The organism is Stenotrophomonas sp. 57 (genome assembly GCF_030291075.1).
Classification (GTDB): Bacteria; Pseudomonadota; Gammaproteobacteria; order Xanthomonadales; family Xanthomonadaceae; genus Stenotrophomonas.
On record NZ_CP127407.1, the window covers coordinates 1 to 13,168 of the forward strand.

General features: G+C 63.5%; 11 protein-coding genes. All 11 read left to right on the plus strand.

Annotation, left to right across the window (positions count from 1 at the left end):
- The 11 genes from dnaA (at position 1) to QP512_RS00055 (ending at position 13,038) form a co-directional block, all read left to right on the plus strand.
- On the plus strand, positions 1 to 1,332 hold the full coding sequence (dnaA, locus tag QP512_RS00005) for a chromosomal replication initiator protein DnaA (protein WP_057503118.1): 1,332 nt from the start codon (positions 1 to 3) through the stop codon (positions 1,330 to 1,332).
- A 276-nt stretch (positions 1,333 to 1,608) separates the two neighbouring features.
- Positions 1,609 to 2,709 (plus strand): DNA polymerase III subunit beta, encoded by a 1,101-nt coding sequence (gene dnaN, locus QP512_RS00010; protein WP_005411731.1) that lies wholly within the window; start codon positions 1,609 to 1,611, stop codon positions 2,707 to 2,709.
- 978 nt (positions 2,710 to 3,687) lie between these two features.
- A complete protein-coding gene (gene recF, locus QP512_RS00015; RefSeq protein WP_286070448.1) occupies positions 3,688 to 4,782 on the plus strand; it encodes a DNA replication/repair protein RecF in 1,095 nt (364 codons plus the stop codon).
- Positions 4,783 to 4,894: 112 nt separating this feature from the next.
- Positions 4,895 to 7,354, plus strand: coding sequence for a DNA topoisomerase (ATP-hydrolyzing) subunit B (gene gyrB / locus QP512_RS00020; protein ID WP_286070449.1), 2,460 nt, complete (start codon positions 4,895 to 4,897; stop codon positions 7,352 to 7,354).
- 67 nt (positions 7,355 to 7,421) lie between these two features.
- Positions 7,422 to 8,267 (plus strand): CPBP family intramembrane glutamic endopeptidase, encoded by an 846-nt coding sequence (locus QP512_RS00025; RefSeq protein WP_286070450.1) that lies wholly within the window; start codon positions 7,422 to 7,424, stop codon positions 8,265 to 8,267.
- Between the two features lie 71 nt (positions 8,268 to 8,338).
- On the plus strand, positions 8,339 to 9,145 hold the full coding sequence (locus tag QP512_RS00030) for a M48 family metallopeptidase (RefSeq protein ID WP_286070451.1): 807 nt from the start codon (positions 8,339 to 8,341) through the stop codon (positions 9,143 to 9,145).
- Between the two features lie 132 nt (positions 9,146 to 9,277).
- Entirely contained in the window at positions 9,278 to 10,465 is a 1,188-nt protein-coding gene (locus tag QP512_RS00035) for a tetratricopeptide repeat protein (protein ID WP_286070452.1), read from the plus strand.
- A gap of 254 nt (positions 10,466 to 10,719) precedes the next feature.
- Complete coding sequence (locus QP512_RS00040) at positions 10,720 to 11,277, plus strand: energy transducer TonB (RefSeq protein WP_176510643.1); 558 nt, start codon at positions 10,720 to 10,722, stop codon at positions 11,275 to 11,277.
- A gap of 94 nt (positions 11,278 to 11,371) precedes the next feature.
- Positions 11,372 to 12,133 carry a TonB-system energizer ExbB gene (gene exbB, locus QP512_RS00045; RefSeq protein WP_004132614.1) on the plus strand — a complete coding sequence of 254 codons (762 nt, stop codon included), beginning with the start codon at positions 11,372 to 11,374 and terminating at the stop codon, positions 12,131 to 12,133.
- 62 nt (positions 12,134 to 12,195) lie between these two features.
- Positions 12,196 to 12,621 carry a biopolymer transporter ExbD gene (locus QP512_RS00050; protein ID WP_005411739.1) on the plus strand — a complete coding sequence of 142 codons (426 nt, stop codon included), beginning with the start codon at positions 12,196 to 12,198 and terminating at the stop codon, positions 12,619 to 12,621.
- Positions 12,622 to 12,624: 3 nt separating this feature from the next.
- Complete coding sequence (locus tag QP512_RS00055; RefSeq protein WP_005411740.1) at positions 12,625 to 13,038, plus strand: biopolymer transporter ExbD; 414 nt, start codon at positions 12,625 to 12,627, stop codon at positions 13,036 to 13,038.
- Positions 13,039 to 13,168: the final 130 nt, after the last annotated feature.

The window sequence follows — 13,168 nt, forward strand, 5'->3', positions numbered from 1 at the left end:
ATGGATGCTTGGTCCCGTAGTCTCGAGCGCCTCGAAGCGGAGTTCCCGCCGGAAGACGTTCATACCTGGTTGAAGCCTCTGCAGGCCGATCTGCGCGTGGACAGCCTGGTGCTGTATGCACCGAATGCCTTCATCGTCGACCAGGTCCGCGAGCTGTACCTGGCCCGGATCCGCGAACTGCTGGCGCATTTCGCCGGCTTCAGCGACGTTTTTCTTGAAATCGGCTCGCGCCCGCGCCCTGTGGAGGCGCAGAACGCGCCGGTTTCCACGTCATCGGCGCATGTTTCCAGCGAACCGCAGGTGCCGTTTGCCGGCAATCTGGACAATCACTACACCTTCGCCAACTTCGTTGAAGGCCGCAGCAATCAGCTGGGCCTGGCCGCCGCCTTCCAGGCAGCGCAGAAACCGGGCGACCGCGCGCACAATCCGCTGCTGCTGTACGGAGGCACCGGCCTGGGCAAGACCCACCTGATGTTCGCTGCCGGCAACGCCATGCGCCAGGCCAATCCGGGCGCGAAGGTGCTGTACCTGCGTTCTGAACAGTTCTTCAGCGCGATGATCCGGGCCCTGCAGGAAAAGACCATGGATCAGTTCAAGCGCCAGTTCCAGCAGGTCGACGCGCTGCTGATCGATGACATCCAGTTCTTCGCCGGCAAGGACCGCACCCAGGAAGAGTTCTTCCACACCTTCAACGCATTGTTCGATGGCAAGCAGCAGATCATCCTGACCTGTGACCGCTATCCGCGCGAAGTGGAAGGCCTGGAAGCGCGCCTGAAGTCGCGGCTTGCCTGGGGCCTGTCGGTCGCGATCGAACCGCCGGACTTCGAGACGCGCGCAGCGATCGTGCTGGCCAAGGCACGCGAGCGCGGCGCGGAGATTCCCGATGATGTTGCGTTCCTGATCGCCAAGAAGATGCGCTCCAACGTGCGCGACCTCGAGGGCGCGCTCAATACCCTGACCGCCCGTGCCAATTTCACCGGCCGCGCGATCACCACCGAATTCGCTCAGGAAACCCTGCGCGACCTGCTGCGCGCCCAGCAGCAGGCGATCAGCATTCCCAACATCCAGAAAACCGTGGCCGACTACTACGGGCTGCAGATCAAGGATCTGCTGTCCAAGCGTCGGACCCGCTCGCTGGCACGTCCGCGCCAGGTCGCCATGGCCCTGACCAAGGAACTGACCGAGCACAGCCTGCCCGAGATCGGCGATGCCTTTGCCGGTCGTGATCACACCACGGTGCTGCATGCCTGCCGCCAGATCCGCACCCTGATGGAAACCGACGGCAAGCTCCGCGAGGACTGGGACAAGCTGATCCGGAAGCTGAGCGAATGATGCACGGATGCCGATGAGGCGTCATCGCACAAAACGGTGCAGAATCCGGTAGCAAGCGCGGGACACGTTGTGGATAAAAATGGCGTTTGAAATCGCGCCGAATTTATCCACAGCTTTCCCCACCCCCTGGGGGTCGGTAATACAGAGGGTTTCGAGCTCTGAAATTCTTTTATTTACAAAGACTTAGCGTTGTTTTCCAGCGATTCTGTCTCTACCAGCACCACCAAGCTTTTGATTTATTCCACATTTTTTTAAAGCATAGGGGCACGGAACCACATGCGTTTCACACTGCAGCGCGAAGCCTTTCTCAAGCCGTTGGCACAGGTCGTCAACGTGGTCGAACGCCGCCAGACCCTTCCGGTCCTGGCCAATTTCCTGGTCCAGGTGCAGAACGGCCAGCTGTCGCTGACCGGTACCGACCTGGAAGTGGAGATGGTGTCGCGGATCGCGGTTGAAGACGCCCAGGACGGCGAAACCACCATTCCCGCCCGCAAGCTGTTCGAGATCATCCGCGCCCTGCCCGACGGCAGCCGGATCACCGTCTCGCAGACCGGTGACAAGATCACCGTGCAGGCTGGCCGCAGCCGCTTCACGCTGGCGACCCTGCCCTCCAACGACTTCCCGTCGGTGGATGAAGTGGAAGCCACCGAGCGCGTGGCCATTGGCGAAGCGACCCTGAAGGAACTGATCGAACGCACGGCGTTCGCGATGGCTCAGCAGGACGTGCGCTATTACCTCAACGGCCTGCTGTTCGACCTGCGCGGTGATGCCCTGCGTACCGTCGCCACCGATGGCCATCGCCTGGCCCTGTGTGAAACCGACCTGGCCAAGCCCAGCGGTTCCAAGCGACAGATCATCGTGCCGCGCAAGGGCGTGACCGAACTGCAGCGCCTGCTGGAAAGCGGTGATCGCGAGATCGAGCTGGAAGTCGGCCGCAGCCACGTCCGCGTCAAGCGCGACGATGTCACCTTCACCTCGAAGCTGATCGACGGTCGTTTCCCGGATTACGAAGCGGTGATCCCGATCGGCGCCGACCGCGAAGTGAAGGTAGACCGTGAAGCCCTGCGTGCGTCGCTGCAGCGTGCCGCGATCCTGTCCAACGAGAAGTACCGCGGCATCCGCGTGGAAGTCTCGCCGGGCAACCTGAAGATCAGCGCGCACAACCCGGAGCAGGAAGAAGCCCAGGAAGAGATCGAAGCGGATACCACGGTCAGTGACCTGGCCATCGGCTTCAACGTGAACTACCTGCTGGACGCCCTGTCTGCGCTGCGCGACGAGGAAGTCATCATCCAGCTGCGCGATTCGAACTCGTCTGCGCTGGTGCGTGAATCCAGCAGCGAGAAGTCGCGTCACGTGGTGATGCCGCTGCGTCTCTGACGGAAGCGCTGTTTCACGTGGAACCCAGAAGCGCCCGGGACCTCCCGGGCGTTTTTTTTATGTTCCACGTGGAGCATTGCCGATCCGTATCGGAGAAAGCCCGGACGTACCCTGCCCGGCCGAGACCCGCTTGATCTCGTTTGCTGGAGGCAACTCCGGAATGCTGGATGTTGGAAGTTCGCCTTGGGGTGCCTGCCAGGCTTCAGGCAATCGCGGTTCTGGCAGCGGCCTTTTCTCATTCCCACTTCGCTGTCCTGATCTTCGATATCGGACGCAGCAGGTCATATTCCGCGGGAGCAGGTCTCCGCTTCTGCAAACGACACTGTCCACAGGCCGCCTTGGCGGCAGTCTGGGGCGGGCCTAGCTTCTAAATCTGGGTATAAATCTAAAGCATGGTGGTGATGGTAGAGCCAGATTTCGTGGAAGAATACATTATCTCTTTGTTTTCAAAGAGAATTGTGAGTCTGAAACCCCCTGTATAGAGGGCCCTCGGGCTGGGGGGGAACCTGTGGATAGTTTCTGGGGCGGAGCAAAAGGGCTTTTTTATCCACAGATTGCCCATACCTTGTGTATAAGTCATACAGACCTGCTGTGGACAGCGTGGAACAAGCGTCCTGAATTTCTTGAAATCTGTGGAACCCTGCGGGGCATCGGGTCGCAGATTTGAAGGAATCGGCGGGATCATCCGTCGACATCATCCGCGAGGTGCCCCAGGAGGGCCCTGCAGTGCCTGCGAAATCGTCGAAATCTGAGGGCCTGGACCCTGGAACCCCGCGCAGATTTGAAGAAATTCCGGGCCATTCCAGCCCTGCACGCGTGGGCGCGTCACCGCATTCCACGTGGAACGCGTCCATTGATGGGCGCAGAAGCAGCATCTTCGGCTTGACCGGCGCGACCCCGCGCCCGGCTTGACCGATGCAGTAAGCTGATGGATTCCCTGCCCTGCTACCGCCCCGTGCGGATGGTGTTTCGCGCCCCATGCTTATCCGCCGCCTCGCCTTGCATCACCTGCGTCGCTTCAGTGCGGTGGACCTGTCGCCCCAGCCAGGCTTGAACCTGCTGACCGGCGACAACGGGGCCGGCAAGACCAGCGTGCTCGAAGCCCTGCATCTGATGGCCTACGGACGCAGCTTCCGTGGTCGGGTCCGAGACGGCCTGGTCCGACAGGGCCAGGAAGCGCTGGAAATCTTCGTGGAATGGGACGAACAGCGCGCCGATCACCCACCGCATCGCCGCAAGGCGGGCCTGCGCCACAGCGGGCAGGAATGGAAGGGGCGATTGGATGGCGAAGACGTGGCCCAGCTTGGCAATCTGTGCGCCGCGCTGGCAGTCGTGACGTTCGAGCCGGGCAGCCATGCCCTTGTCAGCGGTGGTGGCGAGCCCCGCCGGCGCTTTCTCGATTGGGGCTTGTTCCACGTGGAACCGGATTTCCTTTCCCTGTGGCGCCGTTACTCACGGGCGCTGAAGCAGCGCAATGCCCTGCTCAAGCAGGGTGGGCCGTCGCGGATGCTCGATACCTGGGATCACGAGCTGGCCGAGGCCGGGGAACCGCTGACCAGCCGCCGCCAACACTATCTGGAGCGCCTGCAGCAACGAACGGTGGCGCTGGCTGCCAGTCTGGCGCCGCAGCTGGGCATCCAGGGGCTGGATCTGAGTCCGGGCTGGCGTCGGCATGAGCTTCCGCTGGCCGATGCCCTGCTTCTGGCCCGTGAACGCGACCGGCAGGCTGGCTATACCTCGGTGGGACCCCATCGGGCGGACTGGAGTGTGGATTTCCACAGCATTCCGGGCCGCGATGCGCTGTCGCGGGGCCAGGCCAAGCTGACGGCATTGGCCTGTCTGCTGGCACAGGCCGAGGACTATGCGGAGCAGCGCGGCGAGTGGCCCGTGATCGCGCTCGATGATCTTGCCTCCGAGCTGGATCGCACCCATCAGGCGCGGGTACTGGAGCGCCTGCTCAATGGCCCGGCACAGATCTTCATCACCGCCACCGAAACCCCGGCGGCGCTGCAGGACTCGACCCAGATCGCCCGGTTCCACGTGGAACATGCACAGATCGTGGCTGTGCCATAGTGGGCACACCAGGGCCGCACGACCCCGGCTGGTATAATTCGGGTTGGAATCCTTTCATTCTCGGCGCATCGCCCCAGGCGGTGCCCGACCTGCGGAGCCTACGGCAAGCGCAATGAGCGACGAACAGAACACCCCGGCAAACAACGGCAATTACGACGCCAACAGCATTACCGCCCTGGAAGGCCTGGAGGCTGTCCGCAAGCGTCCCGGCATGTACATCGGCGACGTGCATGACGGCACCGGTCTGCACCACATGGTGTTCGAGGTCGTCGACAACTCGATCGACGAAGCCCTGGCCGGCCACGCCGACCATGTTGCCGTAACGATCCACGCCGATGGCTCGGTCTCGGTATCCGACAACGGCCGTGGTATCCCGACCGGCAAGCACGAGCAGATGAGTGCCAAGCTCGGTCGCGAAGTGTCTGCGGCCGAAGTCGTCATGACCGTCCTGCACGCAGGCGGCAAGTTCGACGACAACAGCTACAAGGTTTCGGGCGGCCTGCACGGCGTCGGCGTCAGCGTGGTCAACGCGTTGTCGCAGAAGCTGCTGGTCGACGTGTTCCAGAACGGCTCCCACTACCAGCAGGAATTCAGCAACGGCGCCGCAGTGACCGCGCTGGCCAAGCTGGAAGCTACCACCAAGCGTGGCACCACCGTGCGCTTCTGGCCGTCGACCGTCGCCTTCCACGGCAACGTGGAATTCCACTACGACATCCTGGCCCGCCGCCTGCGCGAACTGTCGTTCCTGAATTCCGGCGTCAAGATCGTCCTTACGGATGAGCGTGGCGATGGCCGCCGCGATGACTTCCACTACGAAGGCGGCATCCGCAGCTTCGTGGAGCATCTGGCCCAGCTGAAGACCCCGCTGCACCCGAACGTCATCTCGGTTACCGGCGAGCACAACGGCATCGTCGTAGAGGTGGCGCTGCAGTGGACCGACTCCTACCAGGAGACGATGTACTGCTTCACGAACAACATTCCGCAGAAGGACGGCGGTACCCACCTCGCCGGTTTCCGCGGTGCGCTGACCCGCGTACTCAACAACTACATCGAGCAGAACGGCATCGCCAAGCAGGCCAAGATCAACCTGACCGGCGACGACATGCGCGAAGGCATGATCGCGGTGCTGTCGGTGAAGGTGCCGGACCCGAGCTTCTCCAGCCAGACCAAGGAAAAGCTGGTCAGCTCTGACGTGCGCCCGGCGGTGGAAAATGCCTTCGGTGCGCGCCTGGAAGAGTTCCTGCAGGAGAACCCGAACGAAGCCAAGGCGATCGCCGGCAAGATCGTCGATGCCGCCCGTGCACGTGAAGCGGCGCGCAAGGCCCGCGACCTGACCCGCCGCAAGGGTGCGCTGGATATCGCCGGCCTGCCGGGCAAGCTGGCGGACTGCCAGGAGAAGGATCCGGCGCTGTCCGAACTGTTCATCGTCGAGGGTGACTCGGCAGGTGGTTCGGCCAAGCAGGGCCGCAACCGCAAGAACCAGGCGGTGCTGCCGCTGCGCGGCAAGATCCTCAACGTGGAACGCGCACGTTTCGACCGCATGCTGTCCTCCGACCAGGTCGGTACGCTGATCACCGCGCTGGGCACCGGCATCGGCCGTGACGAGTACAACCCGGACAAGCTGCGTTACCACAAGATCATCATCATGACCGACGCCGACGTTGACGGCGCCCACATCCGCACCCTGCTACTGACGTTCTTCTACCGCCAGATGCCGGAGCTGATCGAGCGCGGTTACGTCTACATCGGCCTGCCGCCGCTGTACAAGATCAAGCAGGGCAAGCAGGAGCTGTACCTGAAGGACGACCCGGCGCTGGACAGCTACCTGGCCAGCAGCGCGGTGGAAAACGCTGCGTTGGTGCCGGCCACCGGCGAACCGGGCATCGAAGGCCTGGCGCTGGAGAAGCTGCTGTTGGCCTACGCCGCTGCCCTCGATTCCATCGAGCGCAACGCCCACCGCTATGACCGCAACCTGCTGGAAGCGCTGGTCGATTTCGTGCCGATGGACCTGGAGAGCCTGCGCAATGCCGGCGAAGGCGAAGGCCTGGATGCGCTGGCCAAGCGCCTCAACCAGGGCAGCCTGGGCAGCCCGCGCTTCAGCCTGGAACTGCAGGAGCCGAACGATGAGCGCCCCGCAGCTGTGCTGGTCACCCGTCGCCACATGGGCGAACAGCATATCCAGGTCCTGCCCATGTCGGCGTTCGAGAGTGGTGAACTGCGCGCGATCCACCAGGCATCCAAGCTGCTGCATGGCCTGGTCCGCGAAGGTGCGACCATCTCCCGCGGCGCCAAGTCGATTGAAGTGGACAGCTTTGCCAAGGCGCAGAACTGGTTGCTCGAAGAGGCCAAGCGCGGCCGCCAGATCCAGCGATTCAAGGGTCTGGGTGAAATGAATCCGGAGCAGCTGTGGGACACCACCGTGAACCCGGAAACCCGCCGACTGCTGCAGGTGCGCATCGAAGACGCTGTCGCGGCCGACCAGATCTTCAGCACCCTGATGGGCGATGTCGTCGAACCGCGTCGCGATTTCATCGAGGACAACGCGCTGAAGGTCGCCAACCTGGATATCTGACACAATCCGGTGATGGCCGGTGCGCGGGGAGGCGCACCGGCCTTCGATCCTTGAACGCAGGTACCCGATGTCCGCATCCGCCCCGGTTTCCGCCCCGCCCCCGATTCCGCCGGCCTCGGCCGCGCCGCGTGCCGGTTCCGCATTGGCGGGCTTCTTCATCGACCTGGGCATTGCCGCCGTTACCCTGTTCGGCTTGAGCATGGCGACCGGCCTGTTGTGGGGGTTCTATCGCGCGATCGTGGTCAGCCGCGCCAACGCGGCGGCCAATGGTGGCGCGCTGTCGCCCGACGCTGTCGGCGCGGCGGTGGGCCAGCCCGGCGCCCTGGCGCAGATCCTGATGGCGTTGATCGCCACCGGTGGCGCGGCCCTGCTGCTGTACTTCCTGCGGCGTCCCGCCAACGCAGGCGAACGCCTCGCCTCCCGCCAGGCACTGCGCCGTCCCTCGACCTGGGGCTGGACGCTGCTGGTGGCCACGCTGATCGTGATCGGCAGCAACGGCATCGCCTTCCTGGCCAAGCAGTTCGGCATCGAGCCGGTACCGACCAACGTGGAACTGATGCAGAACGCAATCGCGCGTTTCCCGCTGTTCCTGGTCCTGTTCGCGGTGGTGCTGGCCCCGGCCTACGAGGAGCTGCTGTTCCGACGCGTGCTGTTCGGGCGCCTCTGGCAGGCAGGCCGCCCCTGGCTGGGCATCCTCCTCAGCAGCCTGGCCTTCGCGCTGGTCCATGAAGTCCCCGGACTGAGCAGGAATTCGCTGCTGGGAATGGCCCAGTTGTGGCTGGTCTATGGCGGCATGGGCGCTGCGTTCTGCTGGCTCTACAAGCGCACCGGCACGTTGTGGGCGGCGATCACCGCGCATGCGCTGAACAACGCGGTGGCACTTGCCGCGATGGTGTTCCTGGGGTCAACGTAACGCCGTGCCCGCTTGACGAAAGATTAAGCCGCAACCCGACACACTGCGCACATGAACACGGGGGAGCTTCCATGAAACAACTGCTGCTGGCCCTTGTCATCACCACCCTGGTCAGCGCCTGCGCGACCACGACCTCGCCCACCGGCCGTCGGCAGATGGTGGGCGGCGTATCGCAGGCACAGCTGGATCAGCTCGGCGCACAGGCGTTCGCTGAAACCAAGCAGAAGCAAAAGATCAGCACCGACGGTCGCCAGAACGGCTACGTGCAATGTGTGGTCAATGCGCTGGTCGCGCAGCTGCCGCCTCAATACCGTGGCGTACGGTGGGAAACCGCGGTGTTCGTCGACAAGGAACCCAACGCGTTCGCTCTGCCCGGTGGCAAGGTTGGTGTGAACACCGGCATCTTCACCGTGGCCAAGAACCAGGACCAGTTGGCTGCCGTGATCGGCCATGAAATCGGCCACGTCATCGCCCGCCACCACGAAGAGCGCATCACCCGCCAGATGGGCGCCCAGACCGGCCTGGCCGTGCTCGGTGCCCTGGCCGGAGCCGCTTACGGCGAAGGCGCCGCCAGCACCGTCAACCAGCTCGGTGGCATGGGTGCGCAGACCGCCTTCCTGCTGCCGGGCTCGCGCACCCAGGAAAGCGAGGCTGACGTGATCGGCCAGCGACTGATGGCCCAGGCCGGTTTCAACCCGGCGCAGGCGGTCGATCTGTGGCAGAACATGATGGCGGCCAGCGGCGGTCGCAGCCCACAATGGCTGTCCACCCACCCCGATCCGGCCAACCGGATCCAGGAACTGCGACGCGATGCGCCGGCACTGACGCCGGTCTACGAGCAGGCGCAGGCCGCCGGACTGCGGCCAAAGTGCGGATGAGTGCGCAGTTCTATGCTGTAGTGCAGCACATAAAACGATTTCTCACGCCATCTGTTTCTGATACGTTTGGCGGCTCAGATTTTTCTGACAGTCCGACTTTGCCGCTAACCGGCGGTTCGATCGAGGTGAACGATGATTTTCCGTAACCACAAAGCTGTGCTTTCCGTCCTCGTCGCGACCGCCCTGACCGGCGCCGTGGTCACCGATGCCTTCGCGCAGTCCTCGCGCTCGTCCGAGCGCGGCAACCGCGGCGGCAAGCAGGCCAAGGCCGAGGTGCTGTACCCGAACGCGACCCGCCAGGAGCCGACGGTCAAGGCTTCGGCCAAGCTGGGCAGCAAGCTGCAGAAAATGATCGACAGCTATAACAAGGAAAAGTTCCCGGAGACCCGCACCCAGGCCGATGCGATCCTGGCTGACAGCGCCGCGAACGAGTACGACAAGTCGCTGGCTGCGCAGCTGGCCTCGCAGGCCGCCTACCAGACCGACGACACCCCGGCGGCGATCGCCTACCTGAAGCAGGTCCTGCAGTTCAACGGCCTGGACAACAACGGCCACTTCCAGTCGATGCTGATGCTGGGCCAGCTGGAGCTGCAGGAAGACAAGACCGCCGAAGGCCTGGCCACCCTCGACAAGTACTTCGCCGAGAGCAAGTCGACCAAGCCGGAAGAACTGATCGCCAAGGGCCAGGCGCTGTACCAGCTGGAGCGCTACCAGGAAGCGATCCCGGTGCTGAAGCAGGCCATCGCCGGTTCCGCCGAACCGAAGGACAACTGGAACCAGCTGCTGATGGCGGCTCTGTCCGAAGCCGGCCAGTCCGGTGAAGCGGTCAAGGAAGCCGAGGCCCTGGCCGCCAAGAACCCGAACGACAAGAAGGCCCAGCTGAACCTCGCCAGCATGTACATGCAGGCCGACCAGATGGACAAGGCCGCTGCGGTGATGGACAAGCTGCGCAGCAGCGGCCAGCTCACCGAAGAGCGCGAGTACAAGCAGCTGTACTCGATCTATGCCAACACCGAACACAAGGAAAAGGACGTCATCGCGGTCATCAACGAAGGGTTGCAGAAGGGCATCCTGAAGCCGGACTACCAGGTCTACCTGGCGCTGGCCCAGTCCTACTACTACTCCGACCAGGTGCCGCAGGCGATCGATGCGTGGCAGAAGGCTGCCCCGCTGTCCAAGGACGGTGAGACCTACCTGAACCTGGCACGCGTCCTGCATGCCGAGGGTCGCATCCCGGAGGCCAAGCAGGCCGCCCAGCAGGCGCTGGCGAAGGGTGTGAAGAACCAGGCTGATGCCAAAAAAATCATCAACCTGAAGTAAGTAGGAATAACGCCTGAATGCCTGCTCAGTTGATGCGCAGGCGCTCAGGATTGGTATAAGCTTGGAGGTTCCTGCGGTGTCATGCACCGCTGATCAGGGATTCCGCCCCCGGCATCCCGGCCCCACTATTGAGCTCTTGGCGCATGACGGAACAACTAGTCGTTCACCGGTACGAACAACCCGATGACAAGGGGCTGAGCTGGCCTCGCATCGTCGGCATCGCGTTTGTAATTGCCCTGCATCTGGCCGCCTTCATGATGCTCCTCATCCCCGCCGTGGCTCCCAAGGCCGTCGCGGAGAAGGAGCGCAACGTCATGGTGACCATCGTCGATGCGCCGCCGCCGCCGCCGCCGCCGCCGCCGCCGCCGCCGCCGACCGATACTCCGCCGCCGCCGGTGAAGAATCTGTCGCCGCCGAAGCCGTCGCCGGTCCCGCCGCCGCCGCAGGCGCCGGTCGTGGACGTGCCGGAGCCGCGCCCGAACGATATCGTCACCCCGCCGTCGCCGCCTGCGCCGCCGGCACCTGCGACCTCGATCGAGGCCAGCGTGGACATTTCGTCGAAGGCCATGAATCCGCCGCGCTACCCGCCGGCAGCCTTCCGCGCCGGTATCCAAGGCGAAGTGATCCTGATCATTGATGTCGATGCCAACGGCAACGTCACCAATGTCACGGTGGAAAAGTCCAGCCGTAACCGCGACCTGGACCGTGCTGCGATGGAAGCAGCTCGCAAGTGGCGCTTCAACGCCGCTGAATCTGGCGGTAAGAAGGCGGCAGGTCGCGTTCGCGTCCCGGTCAACTTTGCGCTGAACTGATGCGACCGGGTGGCCGCCTGGCCACCCCCGCTCCCGGTTCGATTGTTTAGCTTAGCTACACCCTTTATCACCACACACAACAAAGGTAAGCGTCATGCTGCAGGAAATTTTCATCGCCGCTGCTGCCGGGGGCAATCCGTCCAACGCCCTGTCGCAGATGGGCTTCGAGCACCTGATCCACGAAATGACCACCAAGCCGGGTGATTTCGCGGTTTCCTGGGTCGTGCTGCTGACCCTGGTCGTCATGTCGGCCATGTCCTGGTACTGGACCGTCATCAACATCTTCCGTGCTACCCGCCTGAAGAGCGCCGCTGATCGCGTCGTCAGCCTGTTCTGGGATACCCCGAACGCGCAGGACGCCATCCGTGCGATGGAAGAGCAGCCGGCTTCCGAGCCGTTCTCGAAGATCGCCCTGGACGCTGCCCAGGCTGCTGCCCACCACCAGCGCGCTGAAGGCGGCGCCACCGGCGGCGTCGGTGAGAACCTGAGCCGTTCGGAGTTCGTCGACCGCGCCCTGCGTCAGGCCGTGACCCGTGAAAGCAACAAGCTGCAGTCGGGCATGACCCTGCTCGCCACCGTCGGTGCAACCGCTCCGTTCGTCGGTCTGCTGGGTACCGTGTGGGGCATCTACGGCGCGCTGATCAAGATCGGTGCCACCGGCTCCGCTTCGATCGACGCCGTTGCCGGCCCGGTGGGTGAAGCGCTGATCATGACCGCGATCGGTCTGTTCGTCGCAATCCCGGCCGTGTTCGCCTTCAACTTCTTCAGCAAGATCAACAGCGCGACCATCAGCAAGTTCGATACCTTCGCGCACGACCTGCACGACTTCTTCGCCACCGGCTCGCGCGTCCGCTAATTGCGGCGCGCGTCACCCAGCGACGAACGTAAGTAGTCACCAAGATCTAGACGGAGCCCGTTATGGCTTTCAGTAGTGGTAACAGCGGCGGCCCCATGGCCGACATCAACGTTACGCCCCTCGTGGACGTGATGCTGGTGCTGCTGATCATCTTCATCATCACGGCGCCCCTGATGTCCCACAAGGTCAAGGTGGATCTGCCGGAAGCCAACCTGATCCAGAAGCCGGAAGACGCTGAGAAGCGTTCCGGACCGATCACGCTGGCAGTCAAGGAAGACGGCTCGATCTACTGGAACGACGAAGAAATCAACAAGCAGACTCTCGAGTCGCGCTTGGCGACCGCCGCCCAGCAGACCCCGCAGCCGCCGCTGAACCTGCGTGGTGACCGCACCACCAAGATGCGCGTCATCAACGACCTGACCAAGGTCGCGCAGGAGCAGGGCATGCTGGACGTCGGCTTCGTCGCGACCAAAGAAAAGGGGCAATAAGCCATGGCATTCAGTAGTGGTGGTGGCAAGGGCCCCATGGCAGACATCAACGTCACGCCCCTCGTGGACGTGATGCTGGTTCTGCTGATCATCTTCATCGTGACCGCGCCGATCATGACGTACCCGATCGCCGTGGACCTGCCGCAGCGCGTGCTCAACCCACCGCCGCAGCTGGTCGAACCGCCGCCGCCGATCGAACTGAAGATCGACGCCAGCAACCAGGTCTCGTGGAACAACAGCCCGATCAATACCAGCGAGCTGCAGCAGCGGATGGAGCAGGAGGTCCAGCGTGACCCGACCAACCAGCCGGAACTGCGCATCGACGCCAGCCCGGATTCCGAGTACGACGTGATGGCCAAGGTTTTGGCCGCCGCGAAGAACGCTCAGATGAAGAAGATCGGTTTTGTGCAGCAGTAATCGCTACACCGCAACACAACAGTCATGACGCGACTGCAGACGCCCCTGGAGACAGGGGCGTCTTTTTTTATGCCCGCGGGGCTCGTCGGGGTCAGCTCCCTTTCGCGCAGGAAGGGATCTGACCCCATCA

Bases quoted from the DNA above. Each gene is read 5' to 3' on its own strand.
- dnaA (WP_057503118.1), top strand. From the start codon at position 1: ATGGATGCTTGGTCCCGTAGTCTCGAGCGCCTCGAAGCGGAGTTCCCG.
- dnaN (WP_005411731.1), top strand. From the start codon at position 1,609: ATGCGTTTCACACTGCAGCGCGAAGCCTTTCTCAAGCCGTTGGCACAG.
- recF (WP_286070448.1), top strand. From the start codon at position 3,688: ATGCTTATCCGCCGCCTCGCCTTGCATCACCTGCGTCGCTTCAGTGCG.
- gyrB (WP_286070449.1), top strand. From the start codon at position 4,895: ATGAGCGACGAACAGAACACCCCGGCAAACAACGGCAATTACGACGCC.
- QP512_RS00025 (WP_286070450.1), top strand. From the start codon at position 7,422: ATGTCCGCATCCGCCCCGGTTTCCGCCCCGCCCCCGATTCCGCCGGCC.
- QP512_RS00030 (WP_286070451.1), top strand. From the start codon at position 8,339: ATGAAACAACTGCTGCTGGCCCTTGTCATCACCACCCTGGTCAGCGCC.
- QP512_RS00035 (WP_286070452.1), top strand. From the start codon at position 9,278: ATGATTTTCCGTAACCACAAAGCTGTGCTTTCCGTCCTCGTCGCGACC.
- QP512_RS00040 (WP_176510643.1), top strand. From the start codon at position 10,720: ATGATGCTCCTCATCCCCGCCGTGGCTCCCAAGGCCGTCGCGGAGAAG.
- exbB (WP_004132614.1), top strand. From the start codon at position 11,372: ATGCTGCAGGAAATTTTCATCGCCGCTGCTGCCGGGGGCAATCCGTCC.
- QP512_RS00050 (WP_005411739.1), top strand. From the start codon at position 12,196: ATGGCTTTCAGTAGTGGTAACAGCGGCGGCCCCATGGCCGACATCAAC.
- QP512_RS00055 (WP_005411740.1), top strand. From the start codon at position 12,625: ATGGCATTCAGTAGTGGTGGTGGCAAGGGCCCCATGGCAGACATCAAC.